The sequence below is a fragment of the Microbacterium phyllosphaerae genome (genome assembly GCF_050628115.1).
GTDB classification, from domain to species: Bacteria; Actinomycetota; Actinomycetes; order Actinomycetales; family Microbacteriaceae; genus Microbacterium; species Microbacterium phyllosphaerae_A.
In genome coordinates, this window is the sequence record NZ_CP192502.1 from 2,830,873 (window position 1) to 2,850,221 (window position 19,349).

Below are 19,349 nucleotides of genomic sequence, written 5' to 3' on the forward strand. Positions count from 1 at the left end.
CATCGCTAACAGTTTAGGCGCGATGGATGCGCCGGTGATGAGGGCCCACCAACGGCACCCGCTCCCGCAGACTCGACGGGGATCAGGTGTGTCGGGGCGGATGACACCGTTTTGGGACCTGTGAGGAGAGTGTGTGATGTCGGATGTGCTGATCGACCGCCCGGAGCTTGACGGCCTGGGGGTGTACGAATTCGGGTGGCATGACGAAGATGCTGCCGGAGCCATCGCCAAGCGCGGTATCTCCGAAGAGGTGGTCCGTGGGATCTCGGCGCTCAAGCATGAGCCCGAATGGATGCTGAAGACCCGTCTCAAGGGATACCAGCTCTTCGGACGCAAGCCGATGCCGACCTGGGGTGCAGACCTCAGCGAGATCGACTTCGACAACATCAAGTACTTCGTGCGCTCCACCGAGAAGCAGGCGCAGTCGTGGGAAGACCTTCCCGCCGAGATCCGTGAGACCTACGAGCGTCTCGGCATCCCCGAGGCCGAGCGTCAGCGTCTCGTGGCCGGCGTCGCGGCTCAGTACGAGTCCGAGGTCGTCTACCACCAGATCCGCGAGGACCTGGAGGAGCAGGGTGTCATCTTCATGGACACCGACACGGCGCTTCGCGAGCACCCCGAGTTCTTCGAGGAGTACTTCGGCACCGTGATCCCGGCCGGCGACAACAAGTTCGCGGCCCTGAACACCGCCGTGTGGTCGGGCGGATCGTTCGTCTACGTCCCCAAGGGCGTGCACGTCGAGATCCCGCTGCAGGCGTACTTCCGCATCAACACCGAGAACATGGGCCAGTTCGAGCGGACCCTGATCATCGCCGACGAGGACAGCTACGTCCACTACATCGAGGGCTGCACGGCCCCGATCTACAAGTCGGACTCCCTGCACTCGGCCGTCGTCGAGATCATCGTGAAGAAGAACGCCCGCGTTCGCTACACGACGATCCAGAACTGGTCGAACAACGTCTACAACCTCGTCACCAAGCGTGCGGTCGCGCACGAGGGAGCGACGATGGAGTGGGTCGACGGCAACATCGGCTCCAAGGTGACGATGAAGTACCCGTCGATCTACCTGATGGGCGAGCACGCCAAGGGCGAGACCCTCTCGGTCGCGTTCGCGGGCCCCGGCCAGCACCAGGACGCCGGCGCGAAGATGATCCACATGGCTCCCTACACGCAGTCGTCGATCGTCTCGAAGTCGATCGCGCGTGGCGGCGGGCGTGCCGGGTACCGTGGCGAGGTGCGAGTGGACGCCAACGCGCACCACTCCGCGAACACCGTGCGCTGCGACGCCCTGCTCGTCGACACCAAGTCGCGCTCCGACACCTACCCGGCGATCGACATCCGTGTCGACGACGTGCAGCTGGGCCACGAGGCCACGGTCTCGAAGGTCAGCGAAGAGCAGCTCTTCTACCTCCAGTCCCGCGGCATGCCCGAGGACGAGGCGATGGCGATGATCGTGCGCGGCTTCATCGAGCCGATCGCACGGGAGCTGCCGATGGAGTACGCGATGGAATTGAACAAGCTCATCGAGATGGGCATGGAAGGATCGGTCGGCTGAGATGACGGCCCAGACGACGACGCCCACGGCGTCGCATCATTCGAGCGCGCATGTCGACCCGGCCGCGCAGGTCGCGGACGCCGGATTCGTTCCGGTTCAGACGCGTTCCGAGCGCCCGCATTCGTTCGAGCCGGCGGACTTCGGTGCGCCTACCGGCCGCGAGGTCAACTGGAAGCACACGCCCGTCGCGAAGCTCTCGCCCCTCTTCGAGGTCGCGGGCTCCGCTGACGGAGTGAGCTACACGTTCGGCGCAGGAGAGCAGTATGTCTCCGCTCCGCTCGCCGCCGGCCACGCTCCCCGTGGCGAGGTCTTCCTCGCCGAGGACATCACCGCGGCCATCGCGTGGCAGGGCTCGCCCGAAGCGCTGCACATCCGCATCCCTCGCGAAGAGGAGGTCGCAGAGCCGATCCTCGTGTCGATCGACGGTCTCGGTGCAGAACTGCGCGCCGATGCCCACATCGTGATCGAGGCGCTCGAGCACAGCTCAGCGACCGTCGTGCTCCAGCACACCGGAGTCGCGCAGTACTCGCAGAACGTCGAGATCATCGTGCGCGACGGAGCGAAGCTCACCGTCATCAGCCTGCAGCAGTGGCAGGATGCGGCGGTGCACACCTCGTCGCATCAGGCGCGAGTCGACGCGGATGCCACCCTCAAGCACTTCGTCATCAGCTTCGGCGGCGGCGTCGTGCGCGTGAACCCGAGCGTCGAGCTCGCGGGTGCCGGATCGGAGGGCTACCTCTACGGTCTGTCGTACGCCGATGCGGGTCAGCACCTCGAGAGCCAGGTGTATCTGCACCACAAGGGCGCGCACACCAAGGGCGACGTGCTCTACAAGGGTGCGCTCCAGGGCGAGGGCGCGCACAGCGTCTGGATCGGCGACGTGCTGATCGGCGCCGACGCGACGGGCACCGACTCGTACGAGGCGAACCGCAACCTGGTGCTCACCGAGGGCGCTCGTGCCGACTCGATCCCGAACCTCGAGATCGAGACCGGAGACATCCTCGGTGCCGGCCACGCCAGCGCCACAGGTCGTTTCGACGACGAGCAGCTGTTCTACCTGCAGGCTCGTGGCATCAGCGAAGAGGAAGCCCGCCGTCTCGTGGTGCTCGGATTCCTCACCGACATCGTCCAGCGCCTGGGCATCCCGGCTCTGGAGACCGAGCTGCTCGACGCTATCGAGACGGAGCTCGCCGAGGTGAACGCGTGAGCGCCGAGCGCGTGTGCGGCGTCGCGGAACTCGAGCAGGACATGCCGATCCGTGTCGAGCCGAACGGCGTGCCGATCACCGTGATCAAGGACTCCGAAGGCGTCATCCACGCCATCGGAGACACCTGCACGCACGGCGACATCTCTCTCGCCGAGGGCTTCGTCGAGGGTGACACGGTGGAATGCTGGGCCCACGGCTCGGCGTTCTCGCTGCTCACCGGCAAGCCCCAGAATCTCCCCGCTTATGAGCCCGTTCCGGTCTACGTCGTCGAGATCGACGGCGACGACGTGCTCATCGACCCGACTGTGACGAAGGAAGTCTGAATGTCTGTTCTTGAAATCCGCGACCTGTACGTGACGGTCGAGACGGATGCTGGCACCACCCCGATCCTCAACGGCATCAACCTCACCATGAACACCGGTGAGACGCACGCGATCATGGGCCCCAACGGCTCGGGCAAGTCGACGCTCGCTTACACGATCGCCGGACACCCGAAGTACACGGTGGCCTCGGGCTCGATCACCTTCGACGGCCAGGACGTGCTCGAGATGAGCGTCGACGAGCGCGCTCGCGCCGGACTGTTCCTCGCCATGCAGTACCCGGTCGAGATCCCTGGCGTCACGGTGACGAACTTCCTCCGCACCGCCAAGACGGCTCTCGACGGCGAAGCGCCCGCGATCCGCGGCTGGACCAAGGACGTCAAGGCGGCCATGGCGAACCTCCGTATGGACCCGAAGTTCGCGCAGCGCAACGTCAACGAGGGCTTCTCGGGTGGCGAGAAGAAGCGTCACGAGATCCTCCAGCTCGAGGTGCTCAAGCCGAAGTTCGCGATCCTCGACGAGACCGACTCCGGTCTCGACGTCGACGCGCTGAAGATCGTCTCCGAGGGCGTCAACCGTGCCAAGGAGTCGACCGGCCTCGGCGTCCTGCTGATCACGCACTACACGCGCATCCTCCGCTACATCCGTCCCGATTTCGTGCATGTCGTCGTCGCGGGCAAGATCGTCGAAGAGGGCGGCCCTGAGCTCGCAGACCGGCTCGAGGACGAGGGATACGACCGTTTCCTCGACCCCGCAGCCCCCATCGAGGCGTAGGCTGATCGGCATGACAGCCACCCTCACGGACCAGAAGTACGACGAGGTCACCGAGGCACTCAAAGACGTCATGGACCCGGAGCTCGGGATCAACGTCGTCGACCTCGGCCTCATCTACGACCTCGCGTGGGATGACGAGAACGACGCTCTCGTCATCCACATGACGTTGACCAGTGCCGGCTGCCCCCTGACCGACGTCCTCGAAGACCAGACCGCACAGGCTCTGGACAGCGTCGTCGACCGCTTCCGCATCAATTGGGTGTGGATGCCGCCGTGGGGTCCGGAGAAGATCACCGACGACGGCCGCGACATGATGCGCGCCCTCGGCTTCGCCATCTGAGGATGCTCGAGGTCAAGGCTCTGCCTCTGGCCGAGCTCCGCGAGCGGAGCAGCGAGAAGTGGCGGGAGTATCCCGCCGATGTGCTTCCGCTGTTCGTCGCGGAGACCGACTTTGCCCTCGCACCCGAGATCTCGGCGGCGCTCCACCGCGCCGTCGAGACGGGGGACACCGGGTACATCGCGTCGCGGACGCCGTTGCCTTCCGCCTACGCGGCATTCGCCCGGCGACGCTTCGGATGGGACGTCGATCCTGCGCGCATGCGCAGTACCGCTGACGTCAGCATGGGCATCGTGGAGATCCTCCGTCGCGTCACCCAGCCCGGGGAGCGCGTCGTCGTCACTCCTCCCGTGTATCCGCCGTTCTACGATCTGGTCTCCGAGGCCGGCGCCGAGGTGTCGCGTGTTCCGCTGCGTGACACGGGCACGGCGTGGGAGCTCGACCTCGACGGCATCCGTGCCGCGTTCGAGGACGGCGCGACCGCGATGCTGCTCTGCAACCCGCACAACCCGACGGGGACGGTCCACAGCCGCGACTCTCTCGCCGCGCTGGCCGAGATCGCCGACGAGTTCGGCGCGTCCGTGATCTCCGACGAGATCCACGCGCCGCTCGCGCAGCCCGGCACCGGCTTCACGCCGTTCCTCGACACCGGCGAGGCGGCCGAGCGGGTCGGATTCGCGGTCGTCAGCGCCAGCAAGGCGTTCAATCTCGCCGGCCTCAAATGCGCCCTGATGGTGACGGCTTCCGACGCCACGAGCGAGGTCGTGCGCGGCCTGCCGATCGAGGTCGTCTGGCGTACCGGGCAGTTCGGTCTTCTGGCCGCGGTCGCCGCGTTCTCGGAGGAGAGCGACGAGTGGCTCGACGGACTGCTGAGGACGCTCGATGCGAATCGAGTGCTTCTCGAGGATCTGCTGGCATCGACCCTGCCCGAGGCGCGCTATCGGATTCCGGATGCGGGCTACCTCGCCTGGATCGACCTCTCCGGCCTCGGATGGGGTGAGAATCCGGCGCGCCGAATCCTCAAGGAGGCCAGGGTCGCGCTGCACTTCGGCCCGGCCTTCGGAGACGAAGGAGCGGGCTATGTGCGTCTGAACTTCGGTACGAGCCCCGAGATCATCACCGAAGCCGTCGAGCGCATCGCGGCGCTCGTTCAGAGGTGATCGCGCGGAGGTGAAGACGCGGTAGGCGACGGCGTCACTTGAGCCGTCGGTCGCCCGCCTCGTGGTCGACCGTGCCTCTCGCCAGCGCTGTCACTCCGAGGTCGAAGATCCGATCCAGCCCCGCGGTGACGTCGACCGCGTCGCCTGCGGGGAGCGCGCCGTGGCTGTCGGCGTGCATGCGCTGCTGCACGAGCGTCGCGTGACCGAGGATGAAGTGCAGGAGGGCGACCGCCCGCTCGTGGGAGTCCTCGGCTCCGACGCGGTGCAGGGAGTCCTCGAGCGCGGTCTGCGCCTGCGAGGAGCCGAGCTGCAGTGCGTAGGTGCTGAGTACGAGCTCTGCGCCGTCGCGATAGGTGAACAGGGCATCACGGATGCTGCGCGCTGTGGTCAGCACATCGGCGTCATCCCGCGGGATGGTCGACGTGATGCGGTCGGCGAGATCGGCGAGCAGCTCCTGCTTGCTCGTGAAGTGCCAGTAGAGCGCGCTCGGCTGGACATCCAGCCTGCTCGCGATCCTGCGCATCGAGAGGTCGGCGAGACCGACCTCGTCGAGGAGCGCCAGGGCCGCCCGGGCGACGCCATCGCGATCATGGCGGGTCGAGTTGTGATCGGGGCTCATCTTCTCACTATAGTGAACACCGTTCAGGTGAACAGTGTTCAGGAAGGTGTCGGATATGACGCAGCAGCGAGGCGACCTCGGTCGCGAATTGGCCAGAGCAGCGATCTTCGCCGCCCTCATCGTGGTTCTCGGGATGGTGACGATACCGATCCCCGGTGGTGTGCCCATCACCGCGCAGACTCTCGGGGTGATGCTCGCCGGTGCCGTCCTCGGTCCTCGGCTCGCTCCGCTCTCGATCCTGCTCGTGCTCGCTCTCGCGGCCGTGGGTCTTCCGGTACTCGCCGGAGGGCGCGGAGGCCTCGGGGTGTTCGTCGGTCCGACGGCCGGGTACCTGCTCGGATGGGTGGCCGGAGTCGTCGTGATCGGACTGATCGTGCGCCGAGGCAGGCTCACATGGTGGCGCATCGCACTCGGCACAGTGATCGGCGGCATCCTGGTCGTGTATCTGTGCGGGATCCCGGTCACCGCGCTGGTCCTCGGCCTCGACCTCACGTCGACCGCCGTGGCGGCCCTGGTGTTCCTGCCCGGCGATCTGCTCAAGGCCGCGGCGGCTGTGGCGCTGACGCTCGCGCTGCGGCGCGCATACCCGAGGGCTTTCGGCGCTCACAGAGCTCTCGTGGCGGCGCCCGCCCGTGCGGCCTGACGCGAGCGTCGCACGCATCGCGCTCGACGGGGTGACCGTCGAGCGCGAGGGCCGACGGATCCTTCGCGATATCAGCGTCGATCTCACGGCGCCGCGCATCGCGGTCGTCGGCGCGAACGGATCGGGCAAGTCGACCTTCGCGCGGCTTCTGAACGGTCTCGTCGTGCCCACGTCGGGGCAGGTGAGCGTGCACGGATTCGATACGCGACGTGACGTCGCGGCGCTACGTCGCCGCGTGGGCTTCGTGTTCACCGACCCGCAGGCCCAGATACTGATGCCGACGCCCGCCGAGGATCTCGCGCTGTCACTGCGTGGCCTGCCCAGGGCGGAGATCGATGCGCGGGTGGCCGATGCGCTCGCTGAGCACGGACTCGCGGATCGGGCGCTCGTCGCGGCATCGGACCTCTCCGGTGGTCAGAGACAGCTCCTCGCACTCGCATCGGTGCTGATCGCCCAACCGCAGCTGATCGTCGCCGACGAGCCGACGACCCTGCTCGATCTGCGCAATGCCCGGCGCATCGCAGACCTCCTGCTCGCTCAGACGGCGCAGGTCGTGATCGTCACCCACGATCTCGACCTCGCGGCACGCTGCGACCACGCGGTGCTGTTCGACGACGGCGCTGTCGTGGCCGCAGGCGAGCCGGGTGCCGTGATCGCCGAGTATCGGCACCTGTGCCGATGATCCAGACGTACAGGCCGGGCGCGAGCGTCGTCCATCGGATGTCTGCGGGAGCCAAGCTCGCGATCTTCGCCGCACTCGCGATCGGTCTGTCCGCCTATCCGCATGATGTCTGGAGCATCGGCGTCACGGTGATCGGCGTCTGCGCGCTCTTCGCCCTCGCCCGCCTGCCGATGCGCGTGCTGGCCGCTGAGGCGTGGCGCCTCCGCTGGTTCGTGCTCGTCCTCGGAGCAGCACTGTGGATCTTCGTCTCACCGCTCGCGGCCTGGATCAGCACTGCACGCGTCATCTCGCTCGTGCTGCTCGCCTCTCTGCTCACGATCACGACGCGAATGGGTGATCTCCTCGGCGTGCTGCACCGGATGCTCCTTCCGCTGCGCCGTCTCGGGGTCGATGCTGACGCCGTCTCGATGGCGATCTCGCTCACGATCACGATGATTCCGGTGGTGGCATCCTTCGCCCACGAGGTCAGTGACACGCAGCGGGCGCGAGGTGCTCGGCTGGGCATCCGGGGCGTCGTGCCCCTTCTCGTCCGCACGCTACGGCACGCGGACGACGTGGGCGACGCTCTTGCCGCGCGCGGTCTCGTGTGAGCGCCGAGCCAGTCGAAGTGCCCAGAGCATCCCGCAGACGGCGACGGTCGCGGTCAGCACGGTCGTTCCGATCAGCAGTAGCAGGACGACAGCGGTGAGTCCCACTGTCACGGCGCCGAGCACGCGGCGAGGCGACTCCGTCAGCACGGGAGACGGCCGGGTCTCGACACGGGTGAGCGCGACCGCGACCGCGGCGGTGAGGGTGAGCGCGGTCGCGAGCCAGAGCGGACGGGAGAGCCACCATCCGATGCTGCTCGGCTCAGGGAGCGCCAGGCCCGTCGTCAGCGCCGCGACAGCCGAGAGGCCGGCCATGCCGAGAAGCACCGGCATGTGCCAGAGGTAGATCGTCATGGTGCGCCGGTTGACGAACGCGGCGAAAGCCGCCGCTCGCGGGCGTCGACTGAACGCCTCGATGCGGCCGCGGAACAGCGACACAGCGCTCAGGTGCACGACGCCGACGAGCAGGAGCGCGCCGGTGGGCGGGTTGATGTTCGCGATGAGGTCGGGGGAGTAGGTGCCGCTCATGAACGTCGCGACGAGCACGGTCGCCGCCACTGCGCCACAGGCGGCTCTGCAGTGCCTGCTCAGCCGCTCGATCGTTCCGTCCGCGAGGAAGAATCCGATCTGCTGCAGGGCGAGCCACACGAAGGCGAGGTTGAGGAACCCCAGGCCGTCGACACCTGTCAGTGCTCGGAGCCCGTCGACCGCGAGTGATGCAGCCACCAGCGCCGCCAGAGCCGACTTCGGTGCCCTGTCATGGGCACTCGCGAGCATCGGGAGCAGTGCCTGGCAGAGCAGGAAGACGCCGAGGAACCAGAGTGGCTGACCGTAGCGGAACCCGGCGACCGTCACGAACTCGGCGGGTACACCGGCGAGACTCAGCACTGCGAGCGCTATGCCCACGATAGCGATCGCGAACACGGCCGGCCGGAGAAGCCGGTGCACACGGGCGGCCACGAAGCCGGATGCGGTGCCGCCACGCTCTCGCTGCCGCCGCTGGGCGAGGAAGCCCGCGAACCCGCCGATGATGAAGAACAACGGCATGACCTGCAGCATCCAGCTCACCGGCACGATCCACCCGGCGCCGTCGCTGGCATTCTCGAAGACGGGGGCGCCGTCGACGACGGTGACACCCACCATGATCGCGTGCAGCAGAACGACGCCGACGACGCAGACTGCGCGCAGGAAGTCGATCGCGGAGTCTCGACCACTCGGCAGCGGGGCCTGCAGAGCGGTGAGCGGGGGTGCCTCGACGATGGCCATCGTTCCTCCTCGGATGGGGTGTCCGAGGAGCGTATGAAGACGGTGTCGGGTGCCGGATCACCCCGTGGGGCTGTTCGCACCCCTACCGCGGGGTGATCTCTCCGTGGTGTTCACGACGCGGGCTCGACGAGCCCGGTGTCGTACGCGAGGATCACGGCGTGCACGCGGTCGCGCAGCCCGAGTTTGGCGAGTACCTTGCCGACGTGAGTCTTGACCGTCTGCTCGGCGATGAAGAGGTCTCCTGCGATCTCGCTGTTGGATCGACCGCGGCCGATCAGCACCAGCACCTCGCGTTCGCGTTCGGTGAGGTCGGCCAGAGCGGCGGCTGCACGAGGCGTGCGCGGCCGGCGGCCGGCGAACTGCTCGATCATCCGCCGGGTCACGCTCGGCGCGAGCAGTGCGTCGCCGCCTGCGACCACTCGCACGGCGTGGACGAGCTCTTCGGGGAGAGCGTCCTTCAGCAGGAATCCGCTTGCGCCGGCCTCCAGGGCGTCATAGACGTAGTCGTCGATGTCGAAGGTCGTGAGCATGAGGATCCGGGGCACGTGGGCAGCGGGGTACCCGGGGCCGAGGATGCGCCGCGTCGCCTCGATGCCGTCGAGCTCCGGCATCCGCACGTCCATGAGGATGACGTCGGGGTCGAGCCGGGCGGCGAGGGTGACGACCTCGGCGCCGTTGGCCGCCTGGCCTGACACGCGGATGCCCTCGTGGGCGTCGAGGAGTGCCGCGAAGCCCGCTCTGACCATGGCCTGGTCGTCGGCGATGAGGACGTTGATCGTCACGGGGTCTCCTCAGGAGATGCAGTCGTTTCAGTGTGCGGATCAGGGTCGCGGAGTGGCAATGACGCCGCCACCTCCCACCCGCCGTCGGCGGTCGGCTCGGCCGCGAAGGAGCCTCCGAGCAGCTCGACGCGCTCGCGCATACCGCGAAGTCCGTATCCGCCGCCGGTCGCTGCAGGGGAAGCGGCGGCGCGCCCGTTGCGCACGCGGATGCGGACCGCGTCGGCATCCGCCTGCACCCGGACGGTCACCGGCGCGCCCGATGCGTGCCGCACGGCGTTGCTCAGAGCCTCCTGTGCGATCCGGAACGCGGCGATCTGCACGGCCTGCGGTGCGTCTGCGACGGCGCCCGTGATCTCCAGCCCGACTGTGACTCCTGCGCGTCGAATGGTGTCGACGAGCGCGGGGATGTCGTCGATGCGCTGCTGCGGGGCGAGCTCGGCTGTCTGATCCTCGGTGCGCAGGACGCCGAGCATCCGTCGCATCTCGGTGAGGGACTCCCGTGCGGTCGCTGCGATGCTGTCGAACTCGGTGGACGCGGCGTCGCCGATCTCGGGAAGGCGGTATCGCGCAGTGGAGGCCTGCACCTGGATCACCGACATGCTGTGCGCGATCACGTCATGGAGCTCACGCGCGATCCGGGTGCGCTCCTCGACGAGTCCGCGGCGGGATTCCTCGAGCGCGGAGTGCTCGCGCTCCCGCGTGAGCTCGGCCGACACGCGCATCCGGCCGGCGACCAGGATGGCGACCAGGAACATCGCCGCGGTCACGGAGGTGGTGACGATGAGGTCGGCGGTCACGCTGCCGGCCGTGGGCGCTGTGGCGACGGTCTCGGGGCGCAGCAGTGGAGCCGTGAGAGAGAGGACGACGCCGACCACGAGAGGGAAGGCGCCGAACCTGGCGCCGTGGATGAAGGTCACGACGCCGACGAAGAGCACGAAGGTCAACAGCGCGGGAACCGACCACGGCCACGGTGACTCGGTCGCGAGCGTCGGAACGACGAGCAGGGGAAGCGTGAAGGCGGACGCGCAGAACGCCGCGATCGCCCATCGGGGGTGGGCCAGCGCCAGCAGCGGCGACCCGCAGAGGGCCGCGCCCAGGATGAAGGACAGCGGGAGAGGAGTGCCGGAGAGAACGGTCTGGATCGGCACCAGCACGGCGAACAGCGCGAGGCACGCAGCGCCGAGTGCCGCCAGAGCGGCGGTGCGGCGGCTGATGCGGGGAGCGCGCTGGGTGCGCGATCGACGACGTGCCATGCCTGTCATCCTGCCAGTTGCGCCACGGGTGCACGTCGCCGACGGGCGGCCGTGACCCGGTCGATGATCAGTCCGATGACGAGTGCGACGACGATCCCGATCCCGGCGCTGAGAAGCGGCTGCTCCTTGACCCACGCGCCGGCGAGCATTCCGATGGTGAGGCTCAACGCACTCCAGCTGATGCCGGCCACGACGCTCAGGGGCAGAAACCGCCGCCATGAGAATCGGAGGGCGCCGGCGGACATGTTCACGGCGACCCGACCGACCGGGATGTAGCGGGCACCCAGGATGAGGGCGGCGCTGCGCTGCTCGAGTGCGCGTTCGGCGTGAGTGAATGCGGCCGCCACCCGGGGGCGACGCATCCAGGCCCATCGCGTGGTGCCGAGGCGCCGTCCGAGCGCGAAGGCGATGTTGTCGCCGATCGCGGCGCCCAGTGCAGCGACCAGACCCAGGGGGATCAGAGCCCAGAGTTCGCCCGTCGACGCCAGCACCGCCGCTGCGGCGACCAGGACGGTCTCGCTCGGCACCGGTGGGAAGAACCCGTCGATGACGGTCACCGCGAGCAGCACGACGTACAGCCAGGGCGAGGCGACGGTCTGCATGATGAGCTCGTTGATAACATCCACCCCAGAAGGCTAGGAAGCAGGTGGCACGTGGGGCATCACCCTGAGGTATCGACCGCATCCACCCTGAGAGGTAGATCAGTCGACCGCCCGATACGCGTCGGCGGGATCACGGTGCATGGGCTCGTGGTCGATGGCGAGACGCGCTGCGAGCACTATCGCGGTGCGCTCGACGTCATCGCGATCGAGTTCGCCTGCTGCGGTGAGTGGTATCCGTGCCATCTCTGCCACGAGGCGGTCGCCGGTCATGAGGCGCGGCAGTGGGGACGCCGTGAGCGCGCGTCGCAGGCGGTCCTGTGCGGTGTGTGCGGGTCGCTGCTGAGTATTCACGCCTATCTCGACGCGCAGGGGTGTCCCGAGTGCTCAGCCGGGTTCAATCCGGGATGCCATCTGCACCACGGTCTCTACTTCGACTGAACGCCGTGCGTCGACTGAACACCCAGCCGAGCGATCTATACTGGGAGTTTGGCCGCTCGGCCGATTCCCCCTGAACGAACGGACATCCTGCTGTGCTTGCCGTGCACGAACTCGAGATCCGCGTGGGCGCACGCCTCCTGATGGAGAATGTGTCGTTCCGTGTGAGCGACGGAGACAAGATCGGTCTCGTCGGCCGCAACGGCGCAGGCAAGACCACGCTCACCAAGGTGCTCGCGGGTGACGTGCTCCCGTCGGGCGGCAGCGTGACCCGGTCGGGCGAGCTCGGCTACCTGCCGCAGGATCCCCGTTCGGGCAACCCCGAAGACCTCGCACGTACCCGCATCCTCGACGCGCGCGGACTCGGTCAGCTCAACCTCGGGATGAACGAAGCGGCACTCGCGATGGGATCAGACGACCCCGCGGTCGCCGAGAAGGCGATGAAGCGCTATGCGCGCCTGACCGAGGAGTTCGAGGGGCAGGGCGGGTACGCGGCTGAGGCTGAGGCGGCATCCATCGCGAACAACCTGTCGCTGCCCGACCGCATCCTCGACCAGCCGCTGTCGACGCTGTCCGGTGGTCAGCGCCGTCGCATCGAGCTGGCCCGCATCCTGTTCTCCGATGCCGAGACGATGATCCTCGACGAGCCGACCAACCACCTCGACGCCGACAGTGTGGTGTGGCTGCGTGAGTTCCTCAAGAACTACAAGGGCGGGCTGATCGTGATCAGTCACGATGTCGAACTCGTCGGCGAGACCGTCAACCGCGTCTTCTACCTCGACGCGAACCGCCAGATCATCGACACCTACAACATGAACTGGAAGAACTACCTGCGTCAGCGGGTGGCCGACGAAGAGCGCCGCAAGAAGGAACGCGCCAACGCTGAGAAGAAGGCCACGACCCTGCAGCTGCAGGCGGCCCGCTTCGGTGCGAAGGCGTCGAAGGCCGCTGCCGCTCATCAGATGATCGCGCGTGCCGACAAGCTGCTCGCAGGCCTCGATGACGTCCGCCAGGAAGACCGGGTGGCGAAGCTGCGCTTCCCGAAGCCGGCTCCCTGCGGCAAGACCCCGATGATGGCGACCGGACTCTCGAAGTCCTACGGGTCGCTCGAGATCTTCACCGACGTCGACCTCGCGATCGACCGCGGCTCCAAGGTCGTCGTACTCGGACTCAACGGTGCCGGAAAGACGACCCTGCTGCGCATGCTCGCGGGCGTCGACCAGCCCGACACCGGTCAGCTCGAGCCGGGATACGGCCTGAAGGTCGGGTACTACGCGCAGGAGCACGAGAACCTCGATGTGAATCGATCGGTCCTCGAGAACATGGTGTCGGCCGCACCGCACATCACCGAGATGGAAGCGCGCAGGGTGCTCGGCTCGTTCCTGTTCACGGGCGATGACGTGCTGAAGCCCGCCGGCGTGCTCTCCGGAGGCGAGAAGACCCGTCTCTCCCTGGCGACCCTCGTGGTCTCATCCGCGAACCTGCTGCTGCTCGACGAGCCCACGAACAACCTCGACCCCGCGTCGCGCGAGGAGATCCTCGGTGCTCTCGCGCATTACGAGGGCGCTGTCGTGCTCGTGTCGCACGACCCGGGAGCGGTGCAGTCGCTCAATCCCGAGCGCGTGCTGATCCTGCCGGACGGCGTCGAGGATCTCTGGAGCCAGGAGTACCAGGACCTCATCGAGCTCGCCTGACCTGCGCCGTCCTCGGTCGGTGGCATAGTCGATAGCGTGACGGACGAACAGGAACTGGACCTTCTCGCGCTCAATGAGTGGTTGAAAGGCAGGCACGCTCTCACCGGGGTCGCCCCGGTCTGGGATCTCGGTGCGCTGCCCGATGAACCGAGCGCGCTCTTCGCCAGCTGGCTGCGCGAGGCATCCGACGCCGGAGTGGCGGAGCCGCACACCGTCACCCTCGCGACCGTGGATGCGGACGGCGTTCCCGATGCCCGCACGCTCATCCTGAAGGGGATCGACGAGCGCGGGTGGGCTTTCGCCAGCACGAGATCTTCCCGAAAGGGCGCGCAGCTCGCCGCCGTACCCGCGGCGGCGTTGAACTTCTGGTGGCAGCCCCAGGTGCGTGCTGTACGAGTGCGCGGACGCGTCGAAGAGGCCACGGCCGAGGAGAGCGCGGCCGATCTCGCCGCGCGCTCCGCATCCGCGCGTGCCGACATCGCGGCCGGCGACTGGACGCTCTGGCGACTGATCCCGAGCAGGGTCGAGTTCTGGCAGGGATCGAGAGACCGACGTCATACACGTGTCGTCTACGACGCGACGGAGGGGAGTTGGACGCGAACGCTCATCGCCGGAGCCGCGGAACAGCTGACGGAGGGCTGTGGAGCGTGAAGGGCTTCGAGGTCGTCGAGATCGGTGCCCTCGACGAGTGGCGCCAGCATCATGGAGGGTTCGACGCGGCGCGTTCGCGTGACGGACGCCGGGTCGTCGATCACGAGCTGACGATGCAGTACATCGGCCTCACCGCGAACGCTCTGGCCCCTGGCGAAGAGGCCGGCTACTGGCACGTCCACTCACGCGTCGAAGAGCTCTACGTCTTCCTCGACGGTCGAGGACAGATGGGACTTGACGACGAAGTGGTCGAAGTCGGTCCGGGCACCGTGATCCGCGTCGGCCAAGGCGTCGCCCGTACCTGGCGTGCTCGAGCCGACAGCGCCGGCGAACTGCGCTGGCTCTGCATCCGAGCAGGCGGGGCGGAGCTCCCGCACCTGCCTGATGACAGTTCTCGTCTGCCCGAGAAGCCGATGCCGTGGGACTGAGGCGTGTCAGCGCGCGTCGAGGAGCTCGTCCTCGACATCCGCATCCTTGTCGCGGCGCCGAGACTTCGTGATCGGAGCGGGCACGCCCTCGACCTCTTCACGGTGCTTCACGATCTCGGTGCGGATGATGTAGCCGATGAACACGAAGCCCATGAGCGCGAACAGGATCCATTGGATCGCGTAGGACAGGTGCGGACCCGGGTCGTCGGTGGGGGAGTCGAAGCCGCCCAGCGTGCCTTCTCCTGCCGGCTTCTCGCTGACGATCTGCCCGTAAGCGCTGGTGATCACGTCGCCGTCGACCAGCTCGGCGATCGATGGCAGGTTGATCGTCGGCACCTGGCCCTCGGGCGCGCCTCGTCCGGATGCCGGAAGCTGTTCGCCCGGACGCAGTCGCACGATGACCTCGACCTCGCCCGCCGGGGGAGCAGGAACCGCGTCGGGGGAGTCACCGTCGCCTGGAGGCACCCACCCTCGGTCGACGATGAACACGCGGCCATCGACGTCGCGGAACGGCACCAGCACTTCGAAAGCGCTCGTGCCGCCGTGCGGGCGGTTGCGGACGAGGAGCTGCTCGTCGGCGACGTACTCGCCGGTGAGAACGATCGGGTGCCACACATCATCGGGGTCGAGTGATCCATCGGTGCCGATGAGATCGGCGAGCGGTACGGGATCCGCGTCGTAGTTCTTCTCGACCAGAGCGATCTGCTCGGATCTGGTCTCGTTCCGGTCGAACTGCCAGTTGGACAGGACAGCGCAGGCGATCGCGAAGCCGATCGCGATCAGCACGTACACGGTCCATCGACCCATTCGGGCACTCATGAGGGGACACCATCTCTCACGGTCACGGGGAAATCCCTTGCTGCCAGGTAATCGCGAAGGAAGCCGACGTGCTCGGCGCAGGCGAGCCAGATTTTCTCGCGGTCAGCGGCGTGGATGCGCGGATTGCGCCACACCACCTGCATGGTCGCGGCGTTCCGGCATCCGGCCCGCGAACACTCCAGTCCACTCACTCGCGATCCTGGCGGCTTTCGTGAATGGTGAACACACCGGGGGCGGCCTCCGGTGCGACCGGGAGCGTCTCGGCCGGCGCGGGAGCTTCGAGCTCCTGCACCGGCGACTCTGCGGTGGTGTCGGTGCTGTCGCTGCCGGCGTTCGCGAAGACGACCGCGATATAGGGCAGCACGGCCGCAGCGAGAGCGAAGACCCAGGTGTACCAGCCGTAGGGCTGGACGAACATCATCAATGCGAAGCACACGATTCTGATCGCCATCGTGAGGACGTACCGGCGCACACGATGGTCTGCCTCGTCCTGCGGCGACTGCGGCAGGGAGGTGACAGCAGGGACCGGGTGCTTGCTCTTCACGATGACACCAGCCTACGCCGGTGCGGGCACGACGGCGCGCCCTGTCGCGCCTCGAGCGAGAGTCAGGAGGAGAAGATGAACGGCAGCGTGAAGGCGCCGAAGAACACGAAGCTGATGATGGTCATGACGATCGTGATGACCAGGAAGCCGACCATTATGTAGCCCATGATCAGACCGGCGAAGGCCATTCCGCGACCACCGATCGCCGGGTTCGCCTTGGTCTGGCGCAGCGCCATGTGGCCGGTGATGACGGCGACGATCGACGCGAGCAGCGGGATGAGCGCCCAGAAGAGGACGACGCCCGCGATGCCGCAGATGAGGGAGGTGACGGCGAGCCCGCTCGCCGGGCGCGCGGGGGGATAGACCGGAGCGGCATAGGTCGGATATCCGGCACCGGGCTGACCGGACGCAGGAGCACCGTACTGCTGCGGGGCTGCACCGTAGGGCTGGATGGCTGCGGCGCCGTAGGCCTGCTGTGCCGGAGCCGCGCCGTAGGCCTGTGGTGCCGGTGCCGGTGCCGCGCCGTAGGCCTGCTGTCCCGATGCGAACGACGGAGCAGCCCCGGGGTAGGACTGCGTCGGCTGCGTGGCACCGGGGTACGACGGAGACTGTGGAGCCGCGGGGCCCGAACGGTAGGGCGCTGCGGGCGGCGCGGGGGCGAGGGGCGGAGCCGGGGGCGGCGTCGGCTGCTGTCCGCCCGGAGGGGTGGAGATGCTGTTGTCGCTCACGGTGATGCCTTTCGTCGAGATCAGCGTCCCAGTCGGGGCCGGGACTGTCAAACGCGAACACGGTCGGGTCACGGCATCATCGGTAGGATCGATGACGACCCGGCCCCGACCCTCACCGGCCAGATCAGGAGTGGAAAATGAGTTCTCGCGTCGTCCTCGTCACCGGCGGCAACCGTGGCATCGGCCGTGCGATCGCCGAACGATTCGTCCGCGACGGATACCGCGTCGCCGTGACGGCGCGCAGCGGTGAAGGCCCCGAAGGCACGCTGACGGTCCGCGCTGATGTCACGGACGCCGCAGCTCTCGACGCCGCGTTCACCGAGGTCGAGCAGCAGCTCGGACCGGTCGAGGTCGTCGTCGCGAACGCGGGCATCACCAAGGACACCCTTCTGCTGCGGATGAGCGAGGACGACTTCGACAGCGTCGTCGCGACCAACCTCGGCGGCACCTTCCGCGTCGTCAAGCGCGCCTCTAAGGGGATGCTCCGTGCGCGCTTCGGCCGCGTGATCCTGATTTCCAGCGTCGTCGGCTTGTACGGCTCGGCGGGCCAGGTGAACTACTCGGCGTCGAAGAGCGCGCTCGTGGGCTTCGCCCGCTCGCTCACGCGCGAGCTCGGCGGGCGTGGCATCACGGCGAATGTCGTCGCGCCCGGGTTCATCGAGACCGACATGACGGCGGAGCTCCCCGAAGAGACGCAGAAGCAGTACAAGGCGAACATCCCGGCTGGCCGCTTCGCGACTCCCGACGAGGTCGCCGGCGTCGTCACCTGGCTCGCCGGGGACGACGCGGGCTACATCTCCGGCGCCGTCATCCCGGTGGACGGCGGACTCGGGATGGGGCACTGAGTCGAGCGCAGGGCACTGCCTCAGCGGCGCGTGACCGCCGCATCGATGAGGTCGGCCAGCCTGCTCGGCACCGAGAACTGCGGCCAGTGACCTGAGCCGATGCGCACGACCTCGGCGTCGGCGATCGCCCGGAACTCATCGGCGTACGGGCCCCACTGCTCGAGCTCTGATTCGAGCGTCTCTCGGTCCATGCCGCCCATGAGCAGCGTCACGGCGACGGAATGCCGAGCCCCGGGGCCGAGCGTGATCTCGTCTGTGGGCACCCTGGCCGGCACGCTTCGGGTGAGGGGCGCGGTGCGAGCGCGAGTCTCTTCGTCGAGATCGTCGACGTCTTCGGCCGGGAAGTAGTCCCAGCCGGGGAAGGGGATGACGCCGTCGACCACCTCGAACTCGCTGATGCCGAACCCTGACGGCGGCGGCACGGTGTCGACGAACACGGCTCGGGTCACGACGTCGGGGCGCGCGTCGGCGACGCCCCAGGCGACGTTGCCGCCACCGCTGTGCCCGACCACCACGACAGGCCCGCCGACCGCGTCGACCGCGGTCACGGCGGCGTCGACCCACTCGGAGATGCCGATCTCGGATGAGTCGGCGGCAGAGGCACCGACGCCGGGCATCGTCAACCGATGCACGGTGTGACCGGCGCGCTCGAGATCTGCGGCCACGTCGCTCCAACTGGAGGCATCGAGCCAGAGGCCCGGGATGAGGATGATGTCCATGTCCCGACGCTAGACCGGGCCACGGACATACGCTACGGAAGCAGTGCGATGACCTCGGACAGATCCTGGGGGCCGATGACCAGACTCGCGGCGGCACGCACGGCCGGCTTCGCGTTGAACGCGAGTCCGAGCCCGGCGACCGACATCATCTGCAGATCGTTGGCGCCGTCGCCGATCGCTATCGTCGCGTGGCGCGGTACTCCGAGCTCGTCCGCCCAGGCCTGCAGCGACGCGGCCTTGGCGGCGGCGTCGACGATCTCACCGTCGACTCGGCCGGAGAGGGCACCGTCTGCGACCTCGAGGCGGTTCGCGCGCCAGCGGTCGACGCCGAGCTCCGGGGCGACGTCATCGAGGATCTCGTGGAAGCCGCCCGAGACGACGCCGACGACACCGCCGCGCTCATGGACGGCGGCCGTGAGCGCGCGCACGCCGGGGGTCGGCTCGATGCGGGCGCGTACCCGGGCGAGACCGGACACGGGCACGCCCGCGAGAGCGGCCACGCGTGAGCGCAGGCTCGCCGCGAAGTCGATCTCGCCGCGCATGGCGGCCTCGGTCGCGGCCTGCACCTCTGCACGTCGTCCGGCCTCGTCGGCGATCAGTTCGATCACCTCGTTGCGGATGAGGGTGGAATCGGCATCGAGTACGACGAGGAAGCGCGCGGAAGTCACGCCTCAGAGCCTATCGACAGCCGTGACGGTC

General features: G+C 67.9%; 26 protein-coding genes. 14 read left to right on the forward strand and 12 right to left on the reverse strand.

Going from position 1 to position 19,349, the window contains the following annotated elements; genetic code table 11:
• Positions 1–136: 136 nt before the first annotated feature.
• Genes sufB through ACQ4LY_RS13480 form a run of 6 tightly spaced genes read left to right on the forward strand, consistent with a single transcriptional unit; the run spans position 137 to position 5,353 of the window.
• Positions 137–1,555, forward strand: coding sequence for a Fe-S cluster assembly protein SufB (gene sufB, locus ACQ4LY_RS13455; protein WP_053096457.1), 1,419 nt, complete (start codon positions 137–139; stop codon positions 1,553–1,555).
• A gap of 1 nt (position 1,556) precedes the next feature.
• Entirely contained in the window at positions 1,557–2,762 is a 1,206-nt protein-coding gene (sufD, locus tag ACQ4LY_RS13460; protein WP_431072240.1) for a Fe-S cluster assembly protein SufD, read from the forward strand.
• Entirely contained in the window at positions 2,759–3,085 is a 327-nt protein-coding gene (locus ACQ4LY_RS13465) for a non-heme iron oxygenase ferredoxin subunit (RefSeq protein ID WP_053096453.1), read from the forward strand. Before sufD ends, ACQ4LY_RS13465 begins: the two co-directional genes overlap by 4 nt.
• Entirely contained in the window at positions 3,086–3,856 is a 771-nt protein-coding gene (sufC, locus tag ACQ4LY_RS13470) for a Fe-S cluster assembly ATPase SufC (RefSeq protein WP_431072242.1), read from the forward strand.
• A gap of 10 nt (positions 3,857–3,866) precedes the next feature.
• The gene (locus ACQ4LY_RS13475) at positions 3,867–4,196 is read left to right on the forward strand and encodes a metal-sulfur cluster assembly factor (protein WP_045280093.1); all 330 of its coding nucleotides are present in this window, start codon (positions 3,867–3,869) and stop codon (positions 4,194–4,196) included.
• Positions 4,197–4,198: 2 nt separating this feature from the next.
• Positions 4,199–5,353 carry a MalY/PatB family protein gene (locus tag ACQ4LY_RS13480; RefSeq protein WP_431072245.1) on the forward strand — a complete coding sequence of 385 codons (1,155 nt, stop codon included), beginning with the start codon at positions 4,199–4,201 and terminating at the stop codon, positions 5,351–5,353.
• 34 nt (positions 5,354–5,387) lie between these two features.
• On the opposite strand, the gene ACQ4LY_RS13485 is transcribed toward ACQ4LY_RS13480, so the two are convergent.
• Positions 5,388–5,972, reverse strand: coding sequence for a TetR family transcriptional regulator (locus ACQ4LY_RS13485; RefSeq protein ID WP_431072247.1), 585 nt, complete (start codon positions 5,970–5,972; stop codon positions 5,388–5,390).
• A gap of 55 nt (positions 5,973–6,027) precedes the next feature.
• Here ACQ4LY_RS13485 and ACQ4LY_RS13490 point away from each other — a divergent pair, with 55 nt between their 5' ends.
• Genes ACQ4LY_RS13490 through ACQ4LY_RS13500 form a run of 3 tightly spaced genes read left to right on the forward strand, consistent with a single transcriptional unit; the run spans position 6,028 to position 7,887 of the window.
• Positions 6,028–6,615: a biotin transporter BioY gene (locus ACQ4LY_RS13490; protein ID WP_431072248.1), complete on the forward strand. Its 588-nt coding sequence runs from the start codon at positions 6,028–6,030 to the stop codon at positions 6,613–6,615.
• The gene (locus ACQ4LY_RS13495; RefSeq protein ID WP_431072250.1) at positions 6,605–7,297 is read left to right on the forward strand and encodes an energy-coupling factor ABC transporter ATP-binding protein; all 693 of its coding nucleotides are present in this window, start codon (positions 6,605–6,607) and stop codon (positions 7,295–7,297) included. Before ACQ4LY_RS13490 ends, ACQ4LY_RS13495 begins: the two co-directional genes overlap by 11 nt.
• Positions 7,294–7,887 (forward strand): energy-coupling factor transporter transmembrane component T family protein, encoded by a 594-nt coding sequence (locus ACQ4LY_RS13500; RefSeq protein WP_431072252.1) that lies wholly within the window; start codon positions 7,294–7,296, stop codon positions 7,885–7,887. The genes ACQ4LY_RS13495 and ACQ4LY_RS13500 overlap by 4 nt, the downstream gene beginning before the upstream one ends.
• Here the strand turns inward: ACQ4LY_RS13500 and ACQ4LY_RS13505 are convergent.
• From ACQ4LY_RS13505 to ACQ4LY_RS13525, 5 genes are all read right to left on the reverse strand, one after another.
• Positions 7,834–9,150 carry an acyltransferase family protein gene (locus ACQ4LY_RS13505; protein WP_431072254.1) on the reverse strand — a complete coding sequence of 439 codons (1,317 nt, stop codon included), beginning with the start codon at positions 9,148–9,150 and terminating at the stop codon, positions 7,834–7,836. The two genes, ACQ4LY_RS13500 and ACQ4LY_RS13505, sit on opposite strands and share 54 nt — an antisense overlap.
• A gap of 110 nt (positions 9,151–9,260) precedes the next feature.
• A complete protein-coding gene (locus tag ACQ4LY_RS13510; protein ID WP_431072256.1) occupies positions 9,261–9,932 on the reverse strand; it encodes a response regulator in 672 nt (223 codons plus the stop codon).
• Positions 9,929–11,185, reverse strand: coding sequence for a sensor histidine kinase (locus ACQ4LY_RS13515; RefSeq protein WP_431072258.1), 1,257 nt, complete (start codon positions 11,183–11,185; stop codon positions 9,929–9,931). Before ACQ4LY_RS13515 ends, ACQ4LY_RS13510 begins: the two co-directional genes overlap by 4 nt.
• A 5-nt stretch (positions 11,186–11,190) precedes the next feature.
• The gene (locus ACQ4LY_RS13520; RefSeq protein WP_431072260.1) at positions 11,191–11,811 is read right to left on the reverse strand and encodes a DedA family protein; all 621 of its coding nucleotides are present in this window, start codon (positions 11,809–11,811) and stop codon (positions 11,191–11,193) included.
• Positions 11,812–11,886: 75 nt separating this feature from the next.
• Entirely contained in the window at positions 11,887–12,030 is a 144-nt protein-coding gene (locus ACQ4LY_RS13525) for a hypothetical protein (RefSeq protein ID WP_431075763.1), read from the reverse strand.
• Here ACQ4LY_RS13525 and ACQ4LY_RS13530 point away from each other — a divergent pair.
• The 4 genes from ACQ4LY_RS13530 (at position 11,992) to ACQ4LY_RS13545 (ending at position 14,995) form a co-directional block, all read left to right on the forward strand.
• Entirely contained in the window at positions 11,992–12,225 is a 234-nt protein-coding gene (locus ACQ4LY_RS13530) for a CHY zinc finger protein (protein WP_431075687.1), read from the forward strand. The genes ACQ4LY_RS13525 and ACQ4LY_RS13530 overlap by 39 nt on opposite strands.
• A 92-nt stretch (positions 12,226–12,317) precedes the next feature.
• Positions 12,318–13,916, forward strand: a complete 1,599-nt coding sequence (locus ACQ4LY_RS13535) for an ABC-F family ATP-binding cassette domain-containing protein (RefSeq protein WP_431072262.1) — start codon at positions 12,318–12,320, stop codon at positions 13,914–13,916.
• Positions 13,917–13,952: 36 nt separating this feature from the next.
• On the forward strand, positions 13,953–14,567 hold the full coding sequence (locus tag ACQ4LY_RS13540) for a pyridoxamine 5'-phosphate oxidase family protein (protein WP_431072264.1): 615 nt from the start codon (positions 13,953–13,955) through the stop codon (positions 14,565–14,567).
• Entirely contained in the window at positions 14,564–14,995 is a 432-nt protein-coding gene (locus ACQ4LY_RS13545) for a cupin domain-containing protein (protein ID WP_431072266.1), read from the forward strand. Before ACQ4LY_RS13540 ends, ACQ4LY_RS13545 begins: the two co-directional genes overlap by 4 nt.
• Positions 14,996–15,001: 6 nt before the next feature.
• On the opposite strand, the gene ACQ4LY_RS13550 is transcribed toward ACQ4LY_RS13545, so the two are convergent.
• The 4 genes from ACQ4LY_RS13550 to ACQ4LY_RS13565 form a co-directional block, all read right to left on the reverse strand.
• Positions 15,002–15,814, reverse strand: a complete 813-nt coding sequence (locus ACQ4LY_RS13550) for an SURF1 family cytochrome oxidase biogenesis protein (protein ID WP_431072268.1) — start codon at positions 15,812–15,814, stop codon at positions 15,002–15,004.
• Positions 15,811–16,005, reverse strand: a complete 195-nt coding sequence (locus ACQ4LY_RS13555; protein WP_431072270.1) for a hypothetical protein — start codon at positions 16,003–16,005, stop codon at positions 15,811–15,813. Before ACQ4LY_RS13555 ends, ACQ4LY_RS13550 begins: the two co-directional genes overlap by 4 nt.
• The gene (locus ACQ4LY_RS13560) at positions 16,002–16,358 is read right to left on the reverse strand and encodes a DUF3099 domain-containing protein (protein ID WP_431072272.1); all 357 of its coding nucleotides are present in this window, start codon (positions 16,356–16,358) and stop codon (positions 16,002–16,004) included. The genes ACQ4LY_RS13555 and ACQ4LY_RS13560 overlap by 4 nt, the downstream gene beginning before the upstream one ends.
• Before the next feature lie 62 nt (positions 16,359–16,420).
• The gene (locus tag ACQ4LY_RS13565; RefSeq protein ID WP_431072274.1) at positions 16,421–17,086 is read right to left on the reverse strand and encodes a DUF4190 domain-containing protein; all 666 of its coding nucleotides are present in this window, start codon (positions 17,084–17,086) and stop codon (positions 16,421–16,423) included.
• 137 nt (positions 17,087–17,223) lie between these two features.
• On the opposite strand from ACQ4LY_RS13565, the gene ACQ4LY_RS13570 reads away from it, so the two are divergent.
• The gene (locus ACQ4LY_RS13570; RefSeq protein WP_042537549.1) at positions 17,224–17,931 is read left to right on the forward strand and encodes a beta-ketoacyl-ACP reductase; all 708 of its coding nucleotides are present in this window, start codon (positions 17,224–17,226) and stop codon (positions 17,929–17,931) included.
• 20 nt (positions 17,932–17,951) lie between these two features.
• Here the strand turns inward: ACQ4LY_RS13570 and ACQ4LY_RS13575 are convergent, their stop codons facing one another.
• Together ACQ4LY_RS13575 and serB are read right to left on the reverse strand one after the other, a co-directional pair.
• On the reverse strand, positions 17,952–18,650 hold the full coding sequence (locus ACQ4LY_RS13575) for an alpha/beta fold hydrolase (protein WP_431072276.1): 699 nt from the start codon (positions 18,648–18,650) through the stop codon (positions 17,952–17,954).
• Between the two features lie 32 nt (positions 18,651–18,682).
• Entirely contained in the window at positions 18,683–19,318 is a 636-nt protein-coding gene (gene serB / locus ACQ4LY_RS13580; RefSeq protein WP_431072278.1) for a phosphoserine phosphatase SerB, read from the reverse strand.
• Between the last annotated feature and the right edge of the window lie 31 nt (positions 19,319–19,349).